19 protein-coding genes are annotated in these 22,830 nt (G+C 71.9%); 12 read left to right on the top strand and 7 right to left on the bottom strand.

The genetic code is table 11. The features are described 5' to 3' along the window. The first annotated feature begins 47 nt into the window (after positions 1–47). The gene (locus tag HL652_RS02375; RefSeq protein ID WP_171703816.1) at positions 48–1,751 is read left to right on the top strand and encodes a flavin-containing monooxygenase; all 1,704 of its coding nucleotides are present in this window, start codon (positions 48–50) and stop codon (positions 1,749–1,751) included. Continuing rightward, the gene (locus tag HL652_RS02380) at positions 1,748–2,521 is read left to right on the top strand and encodes an SDR family NAD(P)-dependent oxidoreductase (protein ID WP_216603972.1); all 774 of its coding nucleotides are present in this window, start codon (positions 1,748–1,750) and stop codon (positions 2,519–2,521) included. Before HL652_RS02375 ends, HL652_RS02380 begins: the two co-directional genes overlap by 4 nt. A 109-nt stretch (positions 2,522–2,630) precedes the next feature. On the opposite strand, the gene HL652_RS02385 is transcribed toward HL652_RS02380, so the two are convergent. Continuing rightward, a complete protein-coding gene (locus HL652_RS02385) occupies positions 2,631–3,653 on the bottom strand; it encodes a LacI family DNA-binding transcriptional regulator (RefSeq protein WP_171703817.1) in 1,023 nt (340 codons plus the stop codon). Positions 3,654–3,815: 162 nt separating this feature from the next. Here HL652_RS02385 and HL652_RS02390 point away from each other — a divergent pair, with 162 nt between their 5' ends. The 7 genes from HL652_RS02390 to HL652_RS02425 all read left to right on the top strand — a co-directional run bounded on the left by HL652_RS02390 (position 3,816) and on the right by HL652_RS02425 (position 12,725). After that, a complete protein-coding gene (locus tag HL652_RS02390) occupies positions 3,816–4,160 on the top strand; it encodes an L-rhamnose mutarotase (protein ID WP_171703818.1) in 345 nt (114 codons plus the stop codon). A gap of 29 nt (positions 4,161–4,189) precedes the next feature. Continuing rightward, a complete protein-coding gene (rhaI, locus tag HL652_RS02395) occupies positions 4,190–5,356 on the top strand; it encodes an L-rhamnose isomerase (RefSeq protein ID WP_171703819.1) in 1,167 nt (388 codons plus the stop codon). A gap of 368 nt (positions 5,357–5,724) precedes the next feature. Further along, entirely contained in the window at positions 5,725–6,477 is a 753-nt protein-coding gene (locus tag HL652_RS02400) for a DeoR/GlpR family DNA-binding transcription regulator (protein WP_171703820.1), read from the top strand. A gap of 98 nt (positions 6,478–6,575) precedes the next feature. After that, entirely contained in the window at positions 6,576–8,612 is a 2,037-nt protein-coding gene (locus tag HL652_RS02405) for a bifunctional aldolase/short-chain dehydrogenase (RefSeq protein WP_171703821.1), read from the top strand. Positions 8,613–8,620: 8 nt separating this feature from the next. Then, positions 8,621–10,060, top strand: a complete 1,440-nt coding sequence (locus HL652_RS02410; RefSeq protein WP_171703822.1) for a rhamnulokinase — start codon at positions 8,621–8,623, stop codon at positions 10,058–10,060. A gap of 272 nt (positions 10,061–10,332) precedes the next feature. Continuing rightward, positions 10,333–11,382: a FadR/GntR family transcriptional regulator gene (locus HL652_RS21950; RefSeq protein WP_305848742.1), complete on the top strand. Its 1,050-nt coding sequence runs from the start codon at positions 10,333–10,335 to the stop codon at positions 11,380–11,382. A 68-nt stretch (positions 11,383–11,450) separates the two neighbouring features. Then, entirely contained in the window at positions 11,451–12,725 is a 1,275-nt protein-coding gene (locus HL652_RS02425; RefSeq protein WP_171703823.1) for an alpha-hydroxy acid oxidase, read from the top strand. Positions 12,726–13,080: 355 nt separating this feature from the next. Here HL652_RS02425 and HL652_RS02430 read toward each other — a convergent pair whose 3' ends face one another. From HL652_RS02430 to HL652_RS02440, 3 genes are all read right to left on the bottom strand, one after another. Further along, entirely contained in the window at positions 13,081–14,229 is a 1,149-nt protein-coding gene (locus tag HL652_RS02430; RefSeq protein WP_371743553.1) for an LLM class flavin-dependent oxidoreductase, read from the bottom strand. Positions 14,230–14,374: 145 nt separating this feature from the next. Beyond that, positions 14,375–14,563, bottom strand: a complete 189-nt coding sequence (locus HL652_RS02435; RefSeq protein WP_171703825.1) for a hypothetical protein — start codon at positions 14,561–14,563, stop codon at positions 14,375–14,377. Positions 14,564–14,672: 109 nt separating this feature from the next. Next, positions 14,673–14,999: a hypothetical protein gene (locus HL652_RS02440; protein ID WP_171703826.1), complete on the bottom strand. Its 327-nt coding sequence runs from the start codon at positions 14,997–14,999 to the stop codon at positions 14,673–14,675. Positions 15,000–15,121: 122 nt separating this feature from the next. On the opposite strand from HL652_RS02440, the gene HL652_RS02445 reads away from it, so the two are divergent. Further along, positions 15,122–15,406, top strand: coding sequence for a GNAT family N-acetyltransferase (locus HL652_RS02445; RefSeq protein WP_171703827.1), 285 nt, complete (start codon positions 15,122–15,124; stop codon positions 15,404–15,406). Between the two features lie 79 nt (positions 15,407–15,485). On the opposite strand, the gene HL652_RS02450 is transcribed toward HL652_RS02445, so the two are convergent. Both HL652_RS02450 and HL652_RS02455 read right to left on the bottom strand, forming a co-directional pair. Further along, positions 15,486–15,908 carry a nitroreductase/quinone reductase family protein gene (locus tag HL652_RS02450; protein WP_171703828.1) on the bottom strand — a complete coding sequence of 141 codons (423 nt, stop codon included), beginning with the start codon at positions 15,906–15,908 and terminating at the stop codon, positions 15,486–15,488. 190 nt (positions 15,909–16,098) lie between these two features. Beyond that, on the bottom strand, positions 16,099–17,448 hold the full coding sequence (locus tag HL652_RS02455; RefSeq protein WP_171703829.1) for a right-handed parallel beta-helix repeat-containing protein: 1,350 nt from the start codon (positions 17,446–17,448) through the stop codon (positions 16,099–16,101). 166 nt (positions 17,449–17,614) lie between these two features. On the opposite strand from HL652_RS02455, the gene HL652_RS02460 reads away from it, so the two are divergent. Together HL652_RS02460 and HL652_RS02465 are read left to right on the top strand one after the other, a co-directional pair. Continuing rightward, positions 17,615–19,000, top strand: coding sequence for a glycosyltransferase (locus HL652_RS02460; RefSeq protein WP_253743605.1), 1,386 nt, complete (start codon positions 17,615–17,617; stop codon positions 18,998–19,000). Continuing rightward, entirely contained in the window at positions 18,997–21,822 is a 2,826-nt protein-coding gene (locus HL652_RS02465; protein ID WP_171703830.1) for a right-handed parallel beta-helix repeat-containing protein, read from the top strand. The genes HL652_RS02460 and HL652_RS02465 overlap by 4 nt, the downstream gene beginning before the upstream one ends. Before the next feature lie 271 nt (positions 21,823–22,093). On the opposite strand, the gene HL652_RS02470 is transcribed toward HL652_RS02465, so the two are convergent. After that, complete coding sequence (locus HL652_RS02470; protein WP_171703831.1) at positions 22,094–22,753, bottom strand: TetR/AcrR family transcriptional regulator; 660 nt, start codon at positions 22,751–22,753, stop codon at positions 22,094–22,096. Between the last annotated feature and the right edge of the window lie 77 nt (positions 22,754–22,830).

The raw sequence follows: 22,830 nt of genomic DNA on the forward strand, positions 1-22,830 counted from the left end.
CGTCACTTCGTCGCACCACCTGAGCACCACCTGAAAGGAACACCGACATGACCGACACCACCCGTGACTACGATGCCGTGGTCATCGGGGCCGGCTTCTCCGGCCTCGCCCTCCTCCACCACCTGCGCGAGATCGGGCTGAAGACGCTCGTCGTCGACGGCGAAGACGGCATCGGCGGCACCTGGTGGGTGAACCGCTACCCGGGCGTGCGCACCGACAGCGAGTTCAGCTACTACTCCTTCTCGTTCTCGAAGGAGGTGCGCGAGGAGTGGACCTGGACGCAGCGCTACCCCGCCGGTGCCGAGGTGCTCTCGTACCTCAACTTCGTGGCCGACCGTCTCGACCTTCGGAAGGACATCAGGCTGAACGCCCGGGTCGACTCGGCAGAGTACGACGAGGACGCGAACCTGTGGACGGTGTCGTTCGCCGACGGATCGACGCTCACCACGAAGTACCTGGTGAGCGGCATGGGCGTGCTGTCGCAGGCGATCTACCCCGACATCCCCGGCATCGACACCTTCCGGGGCGAGAAATACCACACCGCGCACTGGCCGCGCGAGGGCGTCGACCTCTCGGGCAAGAAGGTGGGCCTCATCGGGCTCGGCGCCTCCGGCATCCAGATCGTCCCCGTCATCGCCCCCGAGGTCGACGAGTTCTTCGTCTTCCAACGCACCCCGAACTTCATCGTCGAGACCAACAACGACGCGGTCTCCACCGAGGAGATGCAGTACACGCGCGAGCACTACGACGAGATCTACGCGAAAGCCGCCGCGCATCCGTTCGGCGTGGCCATGGAGCCGGCGGAGTTCTCGGCCCTCGAAGTCTCCGATGAGAAGCGCCGGGAGATCTTCGAGTCGAAGTGGAACGAGGGCGGGTTCCACTTCGCCAACGAGTGCTTCAACGACCTCGCCACGAACCACGAGGCGTCGGAGCTGGCGTCGGAGTTCATTCGCTCGAAGATCCGCGAGATCGTGAAGGACCCCGCTACCGCTGAACTGCTGTCGCCGACGACCTACTCGTTCAACGGCAAGCGCGTGCCCACCGGGCACGGGTACTACAACACCTTCAACCTGCCGCACGTGCACCTCATCGACACCGAGTCGGTGCCGATCACGGAGATCACGCCTCGTGGCGTCAAGGTGGGCGACACCGAGTACGAGCTCGACGTCATCATCTTCGCCACCGGCTTCGACGCCATGACCGGAACGCTCACGAACATCGACATCAAAGGCCGCGGCGGGCGCACCCTGCGTGAGAAGTGGCAGGAGGACGGCCTCAAGTCGAACCTCGGCATCAACGCCAACGGGTTCCCGAACTTCTTCATGTCGCTCGGGCCGCAGACGCCGTACTCGAACCTCGTCGTGCCGATCCAGCTCGGCGCGCAGTGGCTGCAGCGGGCGCTGGCCTGGGCTGAGTCGAACGGTGTCGAGCGGTTCGAGGCCACGCCCGAGTCGGAGGAGTGGTGGGCCGCCGAGGCCGAGCGCACGGGCAAGGCGACGGTGATGTACTCGGAGGGGAAGAAGGCGAAGGCCTGGTTCCTGGGCGAGAACGTACCCGGGAAGGCCGAGGAGTTCCAGGTGTACATGGGTGGCGGGCAGGTGTACCAGCAGCACTGCAAGGAGCTCGAGGAGTCGGGCTACGCGTCGCTGCTGTGGGCGCCGGATGCTTCGGAGTCGTCGTCTTCATCGGACGCGGCGGGGTCGTCGGGCTCCTCCTCGGCTTCGCGGGAGACCGCGGGGGCGTCGGCGTGACGGGGCGGCTCGAGGGCAAGGTCGCGCTCATCACCGGGGGTGCCTCCGGCATGGGCGCGGCCACGGCCGAGCTCTTCGCCGCCGAGGGCGCCTCGGTGGCGGTGACCGACTTCAACGCCTCACTCGGGGAGTCGGTGGTGTCGTCGATCACGTCTGCGGGCGGTGTCGCCGAGTTCTACGAGATGGACGTGTCTCGGGAGGCGAGTGTCGCATCCGCCGTCTCCTCTGCGGTCGACCGCTTCGGCGGGCTCGACGTGCTGGTGAACTGCGCCGGCATCATCGGCGTCGACAAGCCCACGCACGAGGTGACCGAGGAGGAGTGGGACGCGCTGTTCGCCGTCGACGTGAAGGGCGTGTTCTTCGCCACCAAGCACGCGGTGCCGCACCTCATCGAGCGCGGGGGTGGGTCGATCGTGAACTTCTCGTCGATCTACGGGCTCATCGGCAACGACGAGTTCACCCCCTACCACGTGGCCAAGGGCGCGGTGACGATGCAGACGAAGCAGGATGCGGCGTCGTACGGGCGGTACGGCATCCGCGTGAACTCGGTGCACCCGTCGACCGTGCTCACGCCGCTCGTCGAGGGCATCGCCGCCGAGTACCCGGGCGGGCTGCCCGCGTACGAGGAGATGATGACGGCGAACCAGTCGATCCGCCGCCTCGGCCGGCCCGTGGAGGTGGCGTACGCGGTGCTGTACCTCGCCTCCGACGAGGCCGCGTGGGTGACGGGCGTGAACCTGCCCCTCGACGGCGGGTACACCGCGCGCTGACCCGCGGCTCCATCGAGAGAGCGCGACACGCCCCCTCGGCCCACGCGAGAGAGCACGAAACGCCCCCTCTGCCCACGGGAGGGGGCGTTTTGCGCTCACTCGATGCGCGTCAGGCGGGGCGGCCCGCGGTGGAGTCGCGGATGATGAGCTCGGGGGTGAAGGTGATGTGGCGGTACTCGGTGGGTGGGGAGGGGGCGTCGATCTCGTGGAGGAGGAGGTCGGCGGCGGTGCGGCCCATCTCGCGGGCGGGTTGGCGCACCGAGGAGAGGGGGACGGCAGCGGTCGCCGCGTAGAAGATGTCGTCGTAGCCGATGAGGGCGATGTCGTCGGGCACGCGCACTCCGGCGAAGGTGAGCGCCTGCAGCACGCCGAGCGCCATGAGGTCGTTCGCGGCGAAGATCGCGTCGGGGCGTTCGGATGCGGGTAGTGCCAGCAGGCGCTCCGCCCCGGCTCGTCCGCCCTCGGCGTTCATCGTCTCCTGCTCGAGCACCCGCAGAGTGGCCTCACCCGCCTGCGTGCGCACCGCATCCGCTGCTCCTCGGGCACGCTGCTCGACCTGCAGGATGCTCGCCGGGCCCCCGAGGAAGGCCAGGCGGGTGCGCCCGAGGTCGAGCAGGTGGGTGGCGGCGAGCTCCCCGCCGCGCTGGTCGTCGACCGAGACCGAGCTGAACGAGCGGCCGTGGTCGTGGCGGTCGACGAGCACGACGGGCGACCCGCGTTCGCGGAGGCGCATGAGGCGCCCGTGCACCTGGCCGACGGGGGTGATGAGGAGGCCGGCGACGCGTTGCTCCTCGAAGAGGTCGAGGTAGGCGAGCTCGCGGTCGAGGGCGTCGCCGCTGTTGCCGAGCACGAGGGGGCGGCCGAGCGGCGCGAGGGTGTCTTCGGCGCCGCGGGCGACATCGGTGAAGAACGGGTTGGCGACGTCGAGCACCATGAACCCGACGGTGCGGCTGCGGCCCATGCGCAGCTGCCGGGCGGCGTCGTTGCGCACGAAGCCGAGCTTGTCGATGGCGTCGAGCACGCGACGTTCGGTGTCGGGCGCGACGGGCTTCGAGCGGTTGAGCACGTTCGAGACCGTGCCCACCGACACCTTGGCGAGGGCGGCGACGTCGCGCACGTTGGCGGTGGCCATCACGCCCCCTCTCGATGCTGGACGGTCGCGTTCCTTGAACGTTTCACCAGGATATCGGGCGGGCCGGATGCTTCGTGCTTGACGATCGGCGCGGGCATCACGTACTCTCGGCAGGCAAGCGGTAAAACGATTCAATGACACCGAGGTCAACAGGAGGAACCGGTGAGCGAGCGCGTGTGCTTCCAACTTCAGGTCAAGCCCGACCGCCTCGAGGAGTACACCGCGCGGCACGCCGCGATCTGGCCCGAGATGGCCACGGCCCTCAAGGAATCGGGCTGGAACAACTACTCCCTCTTCCTCCGTCCCGACGGCCTGCTCATCGGCTACTTCGAGACGGCGTCGCTCGAGGCCGCGCAGGCCGCCATGGGCGAGACCGAGGTCAACGCCCGATGGCAGGCCGAGATGGGGGAGTTCTTCGTCGAGCTCGACGGGGCGCCCGACACCGGCTTTCTGCGGTTGACCGAGGTGTTCCACCTCGAAGACCAGTTGCCCGCATCCGACATCTGAACCACCCTCCCCGACGAAACGAGAACATCATGGTGACCTTCACCGACATCGCCGCCGACCTCGAGCGGCAGGCCATCGAGCTGCCCTCCTGGGCGTTCGGCAACTCCGGCACGCGCTTCAAGGTGTTCGGCACCCCCGGCACGCCGCGCACGCCCGAGGAGAAGATCGCCGACGCCGCGCAGGTGAACAAGTACTCCGGGCTCGCGCCCAAGGTGGCCATCCACATCCCGTGGGACAAGGTCGACGACTACGCGGCCCTCCGCGCCTTCGCGAACGACCAGGGCGTCGAGCTCGGCACGGTGAACTCGAACACCTTCCAGAGCGACGTCTACAAGTTCGGCTCGCTCACCTCGTCGGATGCCGCGGTGCGCCGGCAGGCCATCGACCACCACCTGGAATGCATCGAGATCATGCACCAGACGGGCTCGCAAGATCTCAAGATCTGGCTCGCCGACGGGACGAACTACCCGGGGCAGGGCGACATCCGGTCGCGGCAGGACTGGCTCGCCGAGTCGCTGCGCGAGATCTACGACGCGCTCGGTGAGTCGCAGCGGCTCGTGCTCGAGTACAAGTTCTTCGAGCCGGCGTTCTACCACACCGACGTTCCCGACTGGGGTACCTCGTTCGCTCACGTCAACGCGCTGGGGCCGAAGGCCCTCACGTGCCTGGATACCGGCCACCACGCGCCGGGTACCAACATCGAGTTCATCGTGGCGCAGCTGCTGCGGCTCGGAAAGCTCGGCTCGTTCGACTTCAACTCGCGGTTCTACGCCGACGACGACCTCATCGTGGGGGCGGCCGACCCGTTCCAGTTGTTCCGCATCCTGTTCGAGGTGGTGCGCGGGGGTGGCTACGACGTGGGCTCGCCCGTCGCGTTCATGCTCGACCAGTGCCACAACGTCGAGGAGAAGATCGTGGGGCAGCTGCGAAGCGTGCTCAACGTGCAGGAGATGACGGCGCGGGCGCTGCTCGTCGACCGCCCCGCCCTGCTCGCCGCGCAGAACGAGAACGACGTGCTGGGGGCGAACGCCATCCTCATGGACGCGTTCTATACCGACGTGCGCCCCGCTCTCGCCTCGTGGCGCGAGTCGCGCGGGCTGCCCGCCGACCCGATCGCCGCGTTCAAGGCCTCGGGCTACCAGGAGAAGATCGTGGCCGAGCGCGCCGACGGCGTGCAGGCCGGCTGGGGCGCGTAGCGCCCGGCCCCCGGTTTCCGCCGTGCGTCGTGGTGGGTGCACGGCGGAATCCCCTTCCCCGCGCCGCGGGCTGCCGCTGGTCACGGCTCGCCCCGCGCTGAGCGCGCGTCGGGTGGCGCGCTCCGGGCGGCGCCTACCGGCTGGCGGATGCGCGGGGTGGGCTGCCGCTGGCGGCGGCTCGGCCCGCGGTGAGCGGCCGCCGCCTCGCCCGCGGGCGGCCGCGTGCGTTCACGCCGCCGCCCGCGCGCTGGTGGCGGCGGCCCGTGTGTGCTGCGGGCTGCGGCCCGCGCGGCGGGTGGGGCGCGCATCCGGTACCGTCTGCGGTAGGTGGAGTGGTGCGCGCGGGTGCGGGCGGAGAGGGGCGGTGGATGGCGGCGGTGATCGGGGCGGAGCGGCGGGAGCTGTTGCTCGGGCGGCTGGAGGAGCACGGGGTGATCCGGCTCGAGGAGGCGGCGGCCGAGCTCGGGGTGTCGACGATGACGGTGCGGCGCGATCTCGAGGCACTCGAGCGCGAGGGTGTCGTGGTGCGGGTGCGCGGGGGAGCCGTGGCCACGGTGAAGGCGCAGTCGTTCGACGAGCGGCAGGCCGTCGACGACCTCGCGAAGAGCGAGATCGCCCGCAAGGCCGCCGACCTGGTGCCGGCGAGCGGCGCCATCGCGCTCGACGCCTCCTCGACGTCGGCGCACCTGCTCGCCCAGGTGCGCAGCGTGACCGACCTCGTCATAGCCACGAACTCCGCCCACAACCATGCCCGCGCCCGATCTGTGCACGGCGCGCGAGCGGTGCTGCTCGGTGGAGAACTCGAACCCCGCACCGACAGCTTCGTGGGCCCGGTGGCCTGCGCCGCCGCCGCCCTGTTCAACTACGACCGCTTCTTCACCTCGGCCTCGGCCGCCGACCTCGAGCGCGGCACCAGCGAGACCATCGTCGAAGAAGGCCAGGTCAAGCGCGAGATGGCCCGAGCCGCCCGTGAGACCGTGCTCCTCATCACCTCCGCCAAGCTCGGCCAGCACGCCACCGCCGCCGGCCTGCCGTGGAGCTCCATCGACATCGTCGTCACCGAGCTCGACCCCGCCGACCCTCTCCTCGACCCCCTCCGCCCCCTCGTCGAACTGCGCTGATCCCGCCGGGAGCCCGGCCGTGCGCATTGACGGCTGCACACACGCCTGTTAGGTTTTGTGAAGTTCACATCAGCTCACACGAACGCAACGGAGCATCCATGACCTCCCCCGCAGCATCCGATCTCATCGCCCGGTCGAATCGCCTCGGATCCGACCCGAAGAACACCAACTACGCCGGCGGCAACACGAGTGCCAAGGGCACCGAGATCGATCCCGTCACCGGCGAGCCCGTCGAGCTGATGTGGGTGAAGGGCTCGGGCGGCGACCTCGGCACCCTCACCGAGGCGGGCCTCGCCGTGCTGCGCGTCGACCGCCTCCGCGCACTCCAGAACGTCTACCCCGGAGTCGACCGCGAAGACGAGATGGTCGCCGCCTTCGACCACACCCTCTTCGGCAAAGGCGGCGCCGCCCCCAGCATCGACACCGCCATGCACGGCCTCGTCGACGCCGCCCACGTCGACCACCTGCACCCCGACTCGGGCATCGCCATCGCCACGGCGGCCGACGGCGAGGAGCTCACCCAGAAGATCTTCGGCGACAAGGTCGTGTGGGTGCCGTGGCGCCGCCCCGGCTTCCAGCTCGGCCTCGACATCGCCGCCATCAAGGCATCGAACCCGGATGCGGTGGGCTGCATCCTGGGCGGCCACGGCATCACCGCGTGGGGAGACACGAGCGAGGAGTCGGAGCGCAACTCGCTCTGGATCATCGACACCGCCGCCGCCTACATCGCCGAGCACGGCCGCACCGAGCCCTTCGGCCCGGCCCTCGACGGCTACGGCGCGCTGCCCGAGGCCGAGCGCCGCGCCAAGGCCGCCGCCCTCGCCCCCACCATCCGCGGCCTCGCCTCGACCGACAAGGCGCAGGTCGGCTCGTTCACCGACGCCGAGGTCGTGCTCGACTTCCTGGCGTCGGCCGAGCATCCGCGTCTCGCCGCCCTCGGCACGAGCTGCCCCGACCACTTCCTGCGCACCAAGGTGAAGCCGCTGGTGCTCGACCTGCCGGCCGACGCATCCGTCGACGACTCGATCGCGCGCCTCAAGGAACTGCACGAGGAGTACCGCGCCGACTACCAGGCCTACTACGACCGGCACGCCGACGCCGACAGCCCCGCGTTGCGCGGTGCCGACCCGGCGATCGTGCTCGTGCCGGGTGTCGGCATGTTCTCGTACGGGGCCAACAAGCAGACGGCGCGGGTCGCCGGCGAGTTCTACATCAACGCCATCAACGTGATGCGCGGGGCCGAGGCGCTGTCGACCTACGCGCCCATCGACGAGGCCGAGAAGTTCCGCATCGAGTACTGGGCGCTCGAGGAGGCGAAGCTGCAGCGCATGCCGAAGCCAAAGTCGCACGCCACCCGCATCGCGCTCGTCACGGGTGCCGCCTCGGGCATCGGGAAGGCCATCGCCACGCGGCTCGCCGCCGAGGGCGCCTGCGTGGTTATCGCCGACCTCGACCTGGAGAAGGCCCAGGCGGCGGCCGCCGAACTCGGCGGAACGGATGTCGCCATCGGCGTGCAGGCGAACGTGACGAGCGAGGCCGACATCGAGGCGGGCATCCGGGCCGCCCTGCTGCAGTTCGGCGGACTCGACCTCGTCGTCAACAACGCCGGCCTGTCGATCTCGAAGCCCCTGCTCGAGACCACCGAAGCCGATTGGGATCTGCAGCACGACGTCATGGCGAAGGGCTCGTTCCTGGTGTCGAAGGCGGCGGCGCGCGTGCTCATCGAGCAAGACCTCGGCGGCGACATCGTCTACATCTCGTCGAAGAACTCCGTGTTCGCGGGCCCCAACAACATCGCCTACTCGGCGACCAAGGCCGACCAGGCGCACCAGGTGCGGCTGCTCGCCGCCGAGCTCGGCGAGTACGGGGTGAAGGTGAACGGCATCAACCCCGACGGGGTCGTGCGCGGCTCGGGCATCTTCGCCGGGGGTTGGGGCGCGAAGCGTGCCGCCGTGTACGGAGTGCCTGAGGAGGAGCTCGGCGCCTACTACGCTCAGCGCACGCTGCTGAAGCGCGAGGTGCTGCCCGACCACGTGGCGAACGCGGTGGCGGTGCTCACGGGCTCCGACCTCACCCACACCACCGGCCTGCACATCCCCGTCGACGCCGGCGTCGCCGCCGCGTTCCTGCGCTAGGCGACGCGATGACGGATGCGGTGGCCGCGGTCGACCTCGGGGCGACCAGCGGGCGGGTGATGCTCGGGTACCTCGGGCACGACGAGCTGCGGCTGGTGCCGGTGGCGCGGTTCCCGAACCAGCCGGTGCGCACGGTGGACGGGTTGCACTGGAACATCCTCGAGCTGTACCGCAACGTCGTCGCCGGACTCGGCTCGGCCGTGCGCGAGGAGCCCGGGCTCCGCAGCATCGGCATCGACTCCTGGGCCGTCGACTACGCCCTCCTCGACGGCGACCGGATGCTCGGCACCCCCTTCCACTACCGCGACGACCGCACCTCCCGCGGTGTCGACCTCGTGCACGGGGTCGCCGGGTTCGACGAGCTCTACGGGGTGAACGGGCTGCAGTTCCTGCCGTTCAACACGCTGTACCAGCTGGCCGCCGAGAAGGACGGCGGCTGGCTCGAGCGCGCCGACACGATGCTGCTCGTGCCCGACCTGCTGGCGTTCTGGCTCACCGGCGCGCGGCGGGCCGAGGCGACCAATGCGTCGACGACCGGGCTCGTGAACGTGACGACGGGGCAGTGGGACGACGCGCTCATCGGCCGCCTCGGGTACCCGCGGGGAGTGTTTCCGCCGCTCGTGCATCCGGGGGCGACGATCGGGACGCTGCTGCCGGGCGTCGCTGCCGAGATCGGGATGAGTGGCTCGTCGCTTCCCGTGACGGCCGTCGGGTCGCACGACACCGCATCCGCCGTCGTGGCCGTGCCCGCCGCCACCGAGAACGTCGCGTACATCTCGAGCGGCACGTGGTCGCTGGTGGGCGTCGAGCTCGACCGGCCCGTGGTGTCGGAGGCCGCGCGTGCCGCGAACTTCACGAACGAGGGTGGGGTCGACGGGCGCATCCGGTTCCTGCAGAACGTGTCGGGGCTGTGGCTGCTGTCGGAGTCGGTGCGCACCTGGGAGCGCGAGTCGGGCTCGGGCGAGAGCATCGACCTGCCGACGCTGCTCGCGCAGGCTGCGGCGGTCACCGCGCCGATGCCCGTGTTCGACGCGGGCGACCCGGTGTTCATCGCTCCGGGCGACATGCCGGGGCGCATCGCCGCGTGGTGTGCGGAGCGAGGGCTCGCGGTGCCGGGGAGTCGGGCTGAGGTGGTGCGGAGCATCCTCGAGAGCCTGGCGGCGGCCTACGCCTCGTCGCTGCGGCAGGCCTCGGAACTCTCGGGTCGGCGCGTCGACACCGTGCACGTGGTCGGGGGCGGGTCGCAGAACGCGCTGCTCTGCCAGCTCACCGCCGATCGCACGGGGCTGCCGGTTGTGGCCGGCCCAGTCGAGGCGACCGCCATCGGCAACGTGCTCGTGCAGGCGCGGGCCCAGGGCATGGTCGACTCGTCGACCTCGCTCGAGGCGCTCCGCGCCCTCGTGGCGCGCGCGTTCCCCCTCGTCACCTACACCCCGACGGCGGGCTGAGGCGCGCCGGGCCGACGGGGGTGGCGCCACGGCGGGTGCGCGCGGCCCTGCCGCACGCGGTGTCACCCCGGTGGTATCGGCACGGCGCCCTATCCCGTGGCGAGGCGGCGCCGCCGGAGGCGACGGCTCGCTGACCTGCGGCGGCACACGAGGCACCCTGGCGCTCTTGAGAACGTGGCCTGGGTCATCGGGGTCTTCTTTGGTAGAGTGTGGTCTGACCACATGGCCTGACCACAGCATCCGGATGCTCTGCGACGAGAGGAGGGCGGCTCATGACCGCAGAGGCGCGCGCCGCCGACGCATCCGTCGCTCGCGTCGACACGGCTCGGGCGTGGGAGGTCGTGCTGCGGCACATCGAGTCGGAGCTCGTGTCGGGGGCGCTCAAGCCCGGGGAGCATCTGCCCTCGGAGCGCACGCTCGCCGCCGACCTCGGGGTCGGGCGGTCGTCGGTGCGGGAGGCGTTGCGGGTGCTGGAGGTGCTCGGGCTGATCCGCACGCAGACGGGGTCGGGGCCGAGCTCGGGCGCCGTCATCATCGCGCGGCCCTCAGGGGGCATGGCCGCGCTCGTGCGCCTGCAGGTCGCGGCGAGCGGGTTCGCGGTGGAGGACGTGGTGAAGACCCGCGTCGTGCTCGAGTCGGCCGTGGCCGAGGAACTCGCCCGCGCGTTCGCCGCGGCCCCCGCGGCCGCGGTGGCCGTGGTGCCCGGGCTCGCATCCGCCGAGATGGCGCGAAGTGCCGCCTCGGGCGCCGGGACGGGGCACCTTGCGCCCACTCGATCGGTAGACGGGCCAGCGGTCGAACCGTCACAATCCGCCCTCTCAGGTGCCGGGACGGGGCGGATCGTGACGGGTGGATCGCCCGGCGCAGCCACCGAGTTGGCGCGAAGTGCCGCCTCGGGGGCCGGGAAGGGGCATCCTGCGCCCACTCGATCGGCGGCGGAGGGCGCGCCGGAGCTCGGGCCCGCGCGGGAGTTGCTCGCGGCGATGGAGCGGCCCGGGGGAGGGGCGCCCGACTGGGTGCTCGAGCGCGACGAGTTCCTCACGCTCGATCAGGCGTTCCATCGGGCGCTCGCGGTGGCCTCGGGCAACGAGGTGATCGCGTCGATGATGACCGGGTTGCGCGACTCCATCGAGGCGTACGTGCGGGTGGGGGCGGCCTTCCTGCCGTCGTGGCCCGCCACCGCCGAGCGGCTGAAGGCCGAGCACCGTGCGATCGTCGCGGCGATCGAAGCGGGCGATGCGGATGCTGCCCGCACGCGCATCCGGGATCACATCGAGCACTACCACCACGAGACGAGCGAGGCCCGAGCGCACCCGCACTGAGCCCCACCCCACCTCGCTCCCACAAGACTCTCCAACCCAGACCACCCCCACCGACCGACAGGATCCCCATGGTTCAGCGCCGCATCCCGAAGATCAGAGACCTCGCGCCCCTGATGCAGTTCAAGAAGCCCGAGCTCGATGCGAAGAAGCGCAGGCTCGACTCGGCGCTCACCATCTACGACCTGCGGTCCATCGCGAAGCGCCGCACGCCGAAGGCCGCCTTCGACTACACCGAGGGTGCGGCCGAGGCCGAGCTGTCGCTGGCGCGCGCGCGGCAGGCGTTCGAGGACATCCAGTTCAACCCGGCGATCCTCCGCGACGTGTCGACGGTATCGACCGGGTGGGACGTGCTCGGCGCCCCCGTCTCGATGCCCTTCGGCATCGCCCCGACCGGTTTCACGCGCATGATGCAGACCGAGGGCGAGATCGCGGGGGCCGGTGCTGCCGGTGCGGCGGGCATCCCGTTCTCGCTGTCGACCATGGGCACGACCGCGATCGAAGACGTGAAGGCGGCGAACCCCACTGGCCGCAACTGGTTCCAGCTGTACATGTGGAAGGACCGGCCGCGGTCGATGGCGCTCGTCGAACGGGCGGCGGCCGCCGGGTTCGACACGCTGCTCGTCACCGTCGACGTGCCCGTCGCGGGGGCGCGGCTGCGCGACAAGCGCAACGGGTTCTCCATCCCGCCGCAGCTGACGCCCGGCACGGTCATCAACGCGCTGCCGCGGCCCGCCTGGTGGATCAACTTCCTCACCACCGAGCCGCTCTCCTTCGCCTCGCTCGACCGCTGGTCGGGAACGGTGGGGGAGCTGCTCGACTCGATGTTCGATCCGACGGTGACCTTCGAGGATCTCGAGTGGATCAAGGCCCAGTGGCCCGGCAAACTCGTCGTCAAGGGTGTGCAGTCGATGTCGGATGCGCGCCGGCTCGCCGAGCTCGGTGTCGACGGCATCACCCTGTCGAACCACGGCGGGCGGCAGCTCGACCGGGCCCCCATCCCCTTCCACCTGCTGCCGGACGTGGCACGCGAGTTCGGCAAGGACTACGAGGTGCACCTCGACACCGGCATCATGTCGGGCGCCGACATCGTGGCGTCGGTCGCGCTCGGGGCGCGGTTCACGCTGGTCGGGCGGGCGTACCTCTACGGGCTCATGGCGGGCGGGCGCGAGGGTGTGGATCGGATGATCGCGATCCTCGGCGAGCAGGTCACCCGCACCATGCGGTTGCTCGGCGTGAACTCGCTCGAGGAGCTCAACCCGTCGCACGTCACGCAGCTCGAGCGGCTCGTGCCCCGCGCGGTCGCGCCGGCGGCCGTGGCCGCCGCGGAGCGCGTGGGCGCGTAGCGCGCGGCCCGCGGGCATCGAGTGAGCGCGAAGTGCCCCCTCGGCACCCCGGAGACGGCACTTTGCGCCTGCTCGAGTGCCGGCGCCCCGAGCCCGCTCGCGCCGTCGAGTGAGCGCGACGTGCCCCCTCGGTACCGGGGTGGCGGCGCTTCGTGCCCGCTCGGTTGCCGGGCCTCCGCGCACACCCCCCGCATCGAGTGAGCGCGAAGTGCCCGCTCAGACCCCGGGAGGGGGCACTTTGCGCCCGGTCGAGGGGCGAGCATCCGCGGCCCGTGATCGACCCGTCACGATCCGCCCTCTCAGCGCCCTCAAAGCGCGGATTGTGACGGGTGGATGCCAGGGGCCCTGCCCACCCTCAGGGGAGGATGAGGGACAGGGACTCGAGGGCAGCGAAGGTGTCGGTGCCCACGGGGATGAGCACCGAGCTCGTGACGCCCGCCTCGGCGAGTTCGGTGTGGCGGGCGCGGACCTCGGCGGGGGTACCCGCGAGCGCGAGGCGGGCCACCCACTCGTCGGGGAGGGCGGCGGCGAAGCCGGCGCGGTCGTCGTCGGAGAAGCGGGCGCGGAGCGCGGCGAAATCCGCGGCGAAGTCGAGGGGTGCGATGTGGGGGGCCCAGCCCGAGTCGCCCACGTACTCGAGCCCCGGGCGGGCGAGCTCGAGCGCCGCCGCGGTGTCGTCGGCGACCGCCGCCACGTTGTAGGCAACCAGCGCGTGGGGTCCGGATGCGGAGATCGCCTCGAGCGCCGCCCGCGCGTACTCGGGCGTGGTCGGCTCGGCCAGCACCGTGCCGTCGGCCACCCGCCCCGACAGCGCGAGCGACTTCGGCCCCCGCACCCCGAGCAGCACCGGCGGAACCACCTCAGGCACCGAACTCGGCTCCAGCCCCACCCCCTGCAGCCCGGCGACCGGGCCGGGTCGCTGACCGGGGCTGGCGGTGCCGCCCGGTCGAGCTGGCGATGCCCCCGTCCCCGGGTTCGCCTGGTGGACGGCCGCAGCATCGAGGCCGGTGGTGGCGGCGGAGCCGACCACAGCGGCCGGGGCGTTGGCGGGGCGGCCGGCCGCAGCATCCGGGGCCTCGCCAGTGGGCGGGGGCGGCGAGCCGACGCGGGTGCCGCGGAGGAGGGAGCGGAGGGCGGTGGTGTGGTCGCTGAGGTAGCGGAGGGGGCGGGTGGGCCAGGCGCCGACGGATCGCATCCAGGCGGGCATGCCGTGGCCGATGCCGACGTCGAGGCGGCCGGGGAAGAGCTGGGCGAGGGTGGCGATCTCCATTGCCTCGAACGCCACGTTGCGCGCGGCGGCGGGCAGAATGCCGATGCCCACACGGATGCGCGTCGTCACCGCCAGCACGGCAGCCGCCTGCGCCATGCCGCCCCGGAACCCGAGGTCTTCGACCACCCACAGCTCGTCGAAGCCGAGCTCCTCGGCGCGCCGCGCGAACTCCAGCACGCGGGTGTGGTGGAGGTCGCGGGGGAGCATGACCCCGACTCGAAGTGGTGCGGTCACGGGTGGTCCTTCGTCGTCGGGGGCGGGTTTCACCAGGCTAGCGGGGCGCCCCATCCGGCGCCGCCCCGACGTTCTGACGGACAAAGTCCGTGAAGAACTCGGTTGTCACGGACTTTGTCCGTCAGAAAGCGACTGCGGTCGCCGCCTACGGCCGACCCGACCGAGCCCCGCGCACCCCCGGCAGCGTCGCGATCGATGCGATGCCGATCACCGCGAACACCCCCGCCACCTCCGGGTGCCCCACGGCCAGCGCGAACACCCCGAAGCCGAGGCAGAGTCCGATGGCGAGAATCCCGGCCACCCAGAAGAAGGTCGTGCTGCGCGTCGTGTTCATGCTCGCTCCCCTTTCGTCATCTCCACGCTAGGGATGCCCGCAGGCAGGCGCGTCCCCCGATCGGCCGATACGCCTCCACCGGAGGAAGGAGAAGCAGGAACGAGCGCCCCTACAGCCGCCCCGGGTAGTTCGCGTCGATGCGCGCCGCGACGTGCTGCGCCATGCTGTGGATGCGCCAGTGCTCGTCGACCCCGTCGGGAGCCGCGTACGGCACCTGTCCCGCGTACGCCGCCGACAGATCCGACGCGTACTTCATCGCCGCCTCCGGCGTCGGCGCCGCGAGCAGCCGCCCCTCGTCGAAGCGCACCGGCAGGTCGCTGCGCCGCAGCCTGATGTCGCGCAGCACCAGCACCGTGCCCGTCACCACGATGCGATCGGAGAGCTGCATCGCCCCCACCCAGGCAGCCGGCCGTACCGTCTCGGTCTCCACACCCATGAGCCCGAGGGTAGCGAGAATGCATGGGACGGGTACTCCCAAACCCTGCGGATCCGCCTGAAGTACGACCCGACCCCGCCCCCGACGACCCGCACCCGAGCCCCCCGACGTAGGCTGACGTCATGGCACGCGAATTCGAGCACGACGCCGAGCGGCGCCGCTACACCCTCAAGGTCGACGGGGCGCTCGTGAGCGCCGTCGACTACGTGGCGAACGAGGGAACCGTCTCGTTCACCCACACCTTCACCGATCCGAAGCAGCGCGGCCACGGCTACGCCGGCGAGATCGTCGCCTACGCCGTCGACGATGTCGAGCAGACGACGGATGCGCGCATCATCCCCATGTGCTGGTACGTCGGCAAATGGTTCGACGAGCATCCGGAGCGGGCGTCACTCCTCAGCCGCTGAGTGTTGCTATAGTGGTGCGTGGGGAGGGCTTCGGCCCTCTCCACCAACGTTTAACGGGCCCGTCGGCGGTTCAGGCTGTTCAGCCTCGCCGCGTGAGGAGCAGCACCGGAATGGTGCGGTGCCGCGCCTTGATGCGATAGTCGTCGAAGCCCGGGGCGGCGGCGACGACCCGCTTCCAGGCGGCGGCGTACTCGTCGCCCGACAACGCCCGGGCCGTGACCTCCACCGTCTCGACGCCGTTCTCGCCCGGGGTCTCGATCGCAGCATCCGGATGCGCGACGAGGTTCGCGTACCAGGCCGGGTTCTCGGGCGCACCGGCCTTCGACGCGACGACCAGCCAGCCGTCCTGCTCGGGGAACCCCATCACGGGGCTGATGCGGGCCGCGCCCGACTTCGCGCCGGTGGTGTGCAGCAGCACCAGCTTGTCGCCGAACCCTGCGGTGCTGACCGTGCCCCCATTGGCACGAAACTCCTCGACGATGCGCTCGTTGAAATCGCTCATGCGCCCACGCTAAACCCCTCGCGGCCCCCCGCGCCTCCACCGCCACCACCGCGCGTCGGCCGGCAACGCGCCCGCCACGCCGCCGCGCGCGGGGCGCCGCCACCCTGCCGTCGACGCCGCGCCACCGCGCCGCATCGCGTCGCACGCGCCGCCGTGCAGCCGCCCGCCGCCGCGCCGCCGCGCGGCGAGGTCAGCGGGGGGTGCAGGCGACGTTGCTCAGCGCATGCGGGGCGTCGATGCCGGCGAGCGAAGCCACGTTGTCGCACCCCACCTCGTTGCGCGTGCCGGAGGGGGTCGCGGCTGTGCGCGCGTCGCCCACGAGGCGCACCGCGACGCCGTCGGTGCCGATCGCGAAGCGGTTCGCGGTGAACACGTTGCCCGCGCCGCCCAGGCCGTCGATGACGTGCACCTGGGCGCCGTCGCCGGGCGACGCCGTGCCCCGGTTGCCCGAGACGACCCAGTCCGATCCCTTCACGTCGATCAGCGAGTCGGCCTCGGTGAGCGCCGAGCCGTCGAGCACGTTGCCGGTGAGCTCGCCCCCCGTCGTGCCCTCCTTCACGTCGATCGGCTCCGCCGTCGTGCCCGAGATGGTGGTGCGGGTCACGCGGTTGCGGTCGCTCGCATCCGGGTCGCAGTCGGTGAGGTCGCACCAGTTCGAGCGAGCGCTGCCGATGTAGACGCCCTCGCCGAAGCGGGGTTCGCGGAGTCCGGTGCGCTCGATGACGCTGTCTGCGAGCAGGTTGTCGCTGGACCCCGAGCGGAAGTGCACGCCCTCGTCTCCGACGCCCGACACGGTGAGCGACCGCAGCTCGTTGTGCGATGAGGCATCGAGCATCACGCCCTTCTGACCGCCTGTGACGGTCAAGCCGGCGACGATCCAGCGCGAGGCGCCGTCGAGGTGGAGGGTGTAGCCCGAGTCGGTCGACCCGCCGTCGAGCACGGCGTCGGCGCTGCCGCACAGCGTGATGGGGGCCGACCCGGTGCCGCGGGCGGTCGCCGTGAAGGTGCCGTCGTAGCGTCCGTCGGCGAGCACGATGCGGTCGCCGGCCACCGCGTCGCGGAGGGCCCGGGTGAGCTCGTCGGCGGTCGACACGAGGGTCGCTCCGGCGGGGTCGCAGTCGACGGATGCGCCGGTCGCCCCGCCCGCATCCGGCCCGGCACCGGGGGTTGCAGAGCCCGAGTCGTCATCGGGCGAGGGCGCCGCGGATGACGCGGAACCGCTGCCGCCCGACCCTCCCGACCCGCCCCCGAGCCCGCCGGGCTCTGCCCAGTAGGCGCCGTTCGCGCATCCGGACAGCACGCCCACGACCAGTCCTCCCAGCACGACCGCGAGCAGCCGCAGCCGCAGCCCCCGACGCAGCCCCCGCAGCCGCAGCCGCCCAAGCTCCCGCCCCCGCATCCACGCCGGCACGCGCCGCCCGAAACGGCCACGCGCGCCCGCCAGCCACCCACCGACCCGCACCGGCGCCGAGGCCGCAGACCCCGCTCGCAGCCACCCCCGACCCCCACCCCGCACGCCCACCGACCGCACAGCACGCACCCAGAAAGGGGGGTCCGTCAGGTCGCGCGGCGTAGGGGTCACGGTCACTACACTGACAGACGGCCGGAGTGCGACGCGGCCGAGCGCACGGCGGGCCACCCATCCGCGGCGTCGCGCACCCACCCGAGCCCCGTCGCGCATCCGTGGAGAGGCTGGCGGCGACCCCGTGCCCAGCGAGCTTTCGTCGTTCCTCGGCGACCTCGGCCGCACCGTGATGTGGCTGCTGCCGTTCGGCGTGTTCGGCATCGTGTCGTGGAGCTTCTGGCTGGTGCGCAAGGTCATCTCGGCGTCGACGAAGCCGGTGGTGAACGACTACCGCACCACGACGACCGTGGTGGTGCCCTCCTACCACGAAGACCCGGACGTGCTGCTGCGCTGCCTCGAGACCTGGCGGCGGCAGCATCCGTCTCGCATCGTGATCGTGCTCGACGTCGCCGATGTCGAGGCCGAGCGGCGCATCGAGGCGCTCGGGCTGCCCGAGGTCGACGTGATCATGTTCAAGCATCGGGGCAAGCGGTCGGCGCTGGGGGTGGGCATCCGTGCCGCCGACACCGAGCTCGTGGTGCTCGTCGACTCCGACACGGCGTGGGAAGACGGGATGCTCGCCGCCGTTCAGATGCCGTTCATCGACGCGGCGGTGGGTGCGGTGAGCACGCGGCAGAACGTGTACCTGCCGAAGACGAGCACCTGGCGGCGGGTCGCCGACTGGATCATCGACCAGCGGTACTACGACTACGCCCCCGCCATGGGGCGGTTCGGCGGGGTGATCTGCGCCTCGGGGCGCACAAGCGCGTACCGGCGGGAGGTCATTCTGCCGAAGCTGCCCGAGCTCGAACACGAGGTGTTCATGGGTCGCGAATGCGTCGCGGGTGACGACGGGCGGCTCACCTGGCTGGTGCTGTCGGAGGGATACCGGGTCACGCACCAGGACTCGGCGCGGGCCCTGTCGATGTTCCCCGACACGTTCCGGGCGTTCGTGAAGCAGCGGGTGCGGTGGAGTCGCAACTCGTACCGGTGCTATCTCACGGCCATTCGCCGCGGCTGGATCTTCCGGGTGCCGTTCATCTCGCAGATCACCGTGATGCAGATCCTGTTCACGCCCGTGTCGATGGCGATCGCGGTGGCGTACGTGTTCCACTCGCTGACGGCGCCGGTGCCGTGGTTGGCGTTCGCGATGGCGTTGCTGTGGGCGTTCGTGGGGCGGGGGATCCGCGGGGTGTCGCACCTCTGGCGGCGGCCTGAGGACATCGTCATCCTGCCGCTCGTCACCGGGATCACGGCGCTCGTGGCGTTGCCGATCAAGCTGTTCGCGCTATTCACCATGAACACGCAGGGGTGGCTGACACGCTCGGCCGATAGCGTCGGCGGGGAGGGACAGACGGAGCGGTCGCTGCGGAGCGAGGGTGCGGGTGGCGCGGATGGCGCGGGCGACGCGGGCGGCCCGTCGGGTGCGGGTGGCGCGGCGGGCCAGGGTGGCGCGGCGAGCGCGGGTGAGGCGATTACTGCGCCTGAGACGGATGCTCCGGTGACGGATGCGGTGGTCACCCCATGAACGACGACGATCAGCCCGACGACCGTACCGCCGCTGCAGACGACGTAGCGGCCGATGGTGTCGCCATCGCGGATGACGCTGATGGGGTCGAGGGGTCGGCGACCGAGGACCGCTCCATCGCGGGTGGCGCCGACGACCCAGCGGAGCGCGGCGATCACGGGTCGCTCACCGCGGCGGAGCGAGGCGACACGATGGGGCGCGGCAGGCGGATGCTCGTGCGGCTCGGGGTGGGCATCATCATCGTCGGGTCGGTGGCGGCCGTGGTGCTGGTGTTGAACGGCGTGCCCGCGCGGGTGAGTGCGTTCCTCGGCAGCATCGGCTCGGCGGTAGTGGGCGCGCCGGCGACACCCGGCGCGAGCGCCACTCCTACGACGCCCGCGCCCAGCACGACTTCCGCCGCAGGCGCCCCCGCGACGGCAGCTGCGCCCGCCTCGCCCGAGCAAGCGGCACCCGCTGCTGGTGGCGGCGCTACGGATGCGGCACCCGCCGCCGGTGGCGGGACCACGGATGCGGCACCCGCTACTGGTGGCGACGCCACGGGTGCGGCACCCGCTACTGGTGGCGACGCCACGGGTGCGGCACCCGCTACTGGTGGCGACGCCACGGGTGCCGCACCCGCCGCCGGTGGCGCCACCGACGCGGCACCCGCCGCCGGCGACGACACCACCGACGCGGCACCCGCCGCCGCCGCGGGCGGCGAAGCCGCCACGCCGCCGATCTCGGGCGACAAGGCGCTCGTTGAGGCAGCAGGGGAGGCCGCGGCGACGATGGGGCCGACGCCGACCTTCGCTCCGTACCCGGTCGACGAAGACTCCGCGTACGAGGCGGCGCTCGTGGCGGCGAACGACGTGCGGTGGTCGATGCTCGCGCGCGGGCTCTCGATCGCGAGCGATCCCGCCGGGTCGGTGATGGTGCTGTCACCCATCGGACGCCCCTACACGCTCGACGACCTCATCGACCTCGGTGGCATCACCCGCGTCGACGACACCGCGGTGCTCATGACCACGACGATCTTCGTGGGCCGCGGTGCCGAACTCGACCTCTCGGCGCCGGGGCAGACTCTGCGGATGTCGAGTGGAGCATCCGGATTCACCCCCCTCGTCGTCTGGGGCGGCACCCTCAAACTGACCGGCACCGCAGACGCCCCCTTCTCCATCACGTCGTGGAGCACCGCCGACGGCGCCCCCGACCTCGACACCACCGACGGCCGCGCCTACATCAGGGTGCACGAGGGCACGCTCACGGCCGACGGCGTCGCCCTGTCGCACCTCGGCTTCTACAGCGGACGCACCGGCGGCCTCGCCCTCACCGGGTCGACCACCGCCCTGTCGACCGGCACCCTCTCGCACTCGCGCGTCGACGGTGACCACATCGGGCTCTTCCTCGACTCCGCGACGAACGTCGCCGTCGCGGACACGACCTTCTCCGGGTCGCTCGACAGCGGGGTGCTCGTCAGCGGCGTGCTGGGCCTCGAGCTCGACACGGTGACGGTCTCCGACTCGGGGGCGCAGGGCGTGGAGGTGCGTCCGGGCAGTGCGGATGTCGCCATCCGCTCGTCGACCCTCACCGACAACGCGCGCTTCGGCCTCGACTTCGACGGCACGCCGCAGGTCGCCGGCGCGAACCCCGGCGGGCTGTCGCCCGGCAACGCGTGGTGGCTCACGCTCGAGAAGAGCACGCTCGCCGGCAACGGCTCCGGCGGGGCGCAGGTGAGCGGCACCAGCGGTGTGCAGCTCGCCGACAACACGGTCGAGCAGTCGCGGCTCGGCCTCCGCCTCACCGACTCGCAGGGGTCGGTGACGGGCAACCGGGTGTCGGTCGCCACCGGCTCGGGCATCGTCGTCGACGGCGGGTACACCTCGTTGACCGTCACCGGCAACACGGTCTCCGGCGAAGGGCCCTCGGCCATCGTCACCCGCGACGGCGCCGACGACGTCACCGCCACCGGCAACGACGACTCCGGCTGGTCGGAGCGGTGGGAGGTGCTGCTCTGGGTGGAGGCGCATCCGCTCGCTCTGCTGTGGGGGCTGCTGCTCGTCATCCCGGTGCTCGGCATCGCCTTCGTGTTCTACCGGGTGCGGCGGCAGCGCACCATCCGCGAGCTGGTCGAGTCGACGACGATCGCGCTGGCGCGCGCCGATCTCGAGCGGTACCGGGTTGCGCGGGCCGAGGGGGCGGGGGTGTCGGCGTCGGTGTCTGCGTCGGCGTCGGTGTCTGCGTCTGTGTCGACGGATGCGCAGGATGCTCCGGATGCGCTGGTCACCCACTCTGCGTCAACCGCAGCGGGCCTCGGCGCCGGCCTGGGCGCCGGCCTCGCCGCGACGGCCGGTGCGGGCGCGTCGCCCGCTGCCGGTGCCGCGGGTGCTGCGGGTGCTGCGCACCGACCCTGGAGCAGCAAGCTGTCGGGAGTCGCGGCCTCGGGCGGCTCGAGCGACGTGTGGCTGGTCGGCGGCCCACCCGGACGCGGCGGTGACGCGCCGACCCCTCCCCGCAGCGCCACCCCGTCGAGCGCTCCCGCCGCGCCGGCCTCGCGTCCCGGCTCGCCGGCCCCCGCACGATCGGGCGCCGCACCCGCGGCGACCGCCCCGCCGTCGAGGACCTCGGTGCCGAGCCTCCCCGCCTCGGTCGCGCCCCTGGCGAGCGCGCGAGGCGGCTCGAGCGCCGACCTCGGCAGCTTCTCCTCCGTCGAAGAACTCGCGGTCGCCGCAGTCCTCGACGCAGGCAAGCCCATCGACCGCGTCGCCCACGCCCTCCGCGTCCCCGTCGGCTCCGTCGCCGGCTGGGTCGCCAAGGCCCGCCGCGCCCGCGAGTCCGTGCTCTGAGCCACGTGCTCACGCTGCGCGGCCCGGGCCGCGCCCTACCCGGCGCCACCGCTGTCCGGCCGCGCGGGCGAGCGGGCGCTGTGCGCCGCGACAGCACCACGCATCCGACATCGAGCAGTCGCAAAACGCCCTGTCATCGGGGTCGAGGGGGCGTTTTGTGACGGGTCGATCGTGCTCGGGGCGCGTTGCAGGGCCTGCGCGTGAGCACCCTTCGTGCGGGTAGGCGTCCCACTCGCGCGGGTGTGCGGGCCCTTCGGGCGGGCAGCCCCGCTCAGAGGAGGGCGCGAGCCGTGGTGAGGAAGGCGGTACGGGCGGTGGCGGGAGAGTCGAGGTAGCCGCCGACGAGGGCGCCGTCGCGGAGGAGGATGATCGCGGCGGTGGTGGTGTCGGGGTCGGGGGCACCGGCGAGGACGAGGCGGGCGCGCACGGCCGCCGCGAACCAGTCGCGGTGGGCGCGCACGATGCGGCGCACCTCGCTGTCGGGGTCGGGGTACTCCGCAGCGGCGTTGATGAAGGGGCACCCGCGGTCGTGGTGCCGCACCACGTCGTCGGCGATGCCCTCGAGCAGCTCGTCGAGCGCGGCCCGCGAGTGCTCGGGGGAGGCATCCGTGGAGGGCGGGCCCGGCTCGGCTGCCGCACCCGGCGCCGAGCTCGACAGCGCGCCCGCATCCGACCCCGACCGCGAGCCCGACGGTGCACCCGCACCACCCGCCCCCGCCACCACCGGGTCGGGGAACGCCGCGCGCAGCGCCTCGTCCTCGCGGCGGAGGTAGGCGGCGACGAGCTGCTCCTTGCCGTCGAAGTGGCGGTACATCGTGGCGCGGGTGACGCCGGCCTCGCGCAGGATGCGGTCCATGCCGACCCGCGTGATCCCCTCCCGGTAGAACAGCTCGGACGCCACCCGCAGCAGCCTCTCCCGCGCCTCTGACATGCCCCCACGCTAACAGAACAGTCGTTCTGCCCGGGCGGTGACCCCATCCGTTCACCTCCGTGTCACCTGCGGTCAGT

The organism is Herbiconiux sp. SALV-R1, from assembly GCF_013113715.1.
Lineage (GTDB): Bacteria > Actinomycetota > Actinomycetes > Actinomycetales > Microbacteriaceae > Herbiconiux.

Bases quoted from the DNA above. Each gene is read 5' to 3' on its own strand.
- HL652_RS02385 (WP_171703817.1), bottom strand. From the start codon at position 3,653: ATGGCCACCGCCAACGTGCGCGACGTCGCCGCCCTCGCCAAGGTGTCG.
- HL652_RS02465 (WP_171703830.1), top strand. From the start codon at position 18,997: ATGAACGACGACGATCAGCCCGACGACCGTACCGCCGCTGCAGACGAC.
- HL652_RS02400 (WP_171703820.1), top strand. From the start codon at position 5,725: ATGGCGGCGGTGATCGGGGCGGAGCGGCGGGAGCTGTTGCTCGGGCGG.
- HL652_RS02440 (WP_171703826.1), bottom strand. From the start codon at position 14,999: ATGGGTGTGGAGACCGAGACGGTACGGCCGGCTGCCTGGGTGGGGGCG.
- HL652_RS02410 (WP_171703822.1), top strand. From the start codon at position 8,621: ATGACGGATGCGGTGGCCGCGGTCGACCTCGGGGCGACCAGCGGGCGG.
- rhaI (WP_171703819.1), top strand. From the start codon at position 4,190: ATGGTGACCTTCACCGACATCGCCGCCGACCTCGAGCGGCAGGCCATC.
- HL652_RS02435 (WP_171703825.1), bottom strand. From the start codon at position 14,563: ATGAACACGACGCGCAGCACGACCTTCTTCTGGGTGGCCGGGATTCTC.
- HL652_RS02405 (WP_171703821.1), top strand. From the start codon at position 6,576: ATGACCTCCCCCGCAGCATCCGATCTCATCGCCCGGTCGAATCGCCTC.
- HL652_RS02450 (WP_171703828.1), bottom strand. From the start codon at position 15,908: ATGAGCGATTTCAACGAGCGCATCGTCGAGGAGTTTCGTGCCAATGGG.
- HL652_RS02375 (WP_171703816.1), top strand. From the start codon at position 48: ATGACCGACACCACCCGTGACTACGATGCCGTGGTCATCGGGGCCGGC.
- HL652_RS02470 (WP_171703831.1), bottom strand. From the start codon at position 22,753: ATGTCAGAGGCGCGGGAGAGGCTGCTGCGGGTGGCGTCCGAGCTGTTC.
- HL652_RS02445 (WP_171703827.1), top strand. From the start codon at position 15,122: ATGGCACGCGAATTCGAGCACGACGCCGAGCGGCGCCGCTACACCCTC.
- HL652_RS21950 (WP_305848742.1), top strand. From the start codon at position 10,333: ATGACCGCAGAGGCGCGCGCCGCCGACGCATCCGTCGCTCGCGTCGAC.
- HL652_RS02425 (WP_171703823.1), top strand. From the start codon at position 11,451: ATGGTTCAGCGCCGCATCCCGAAGATCAGAGACCTCGCGCCCCTGATG.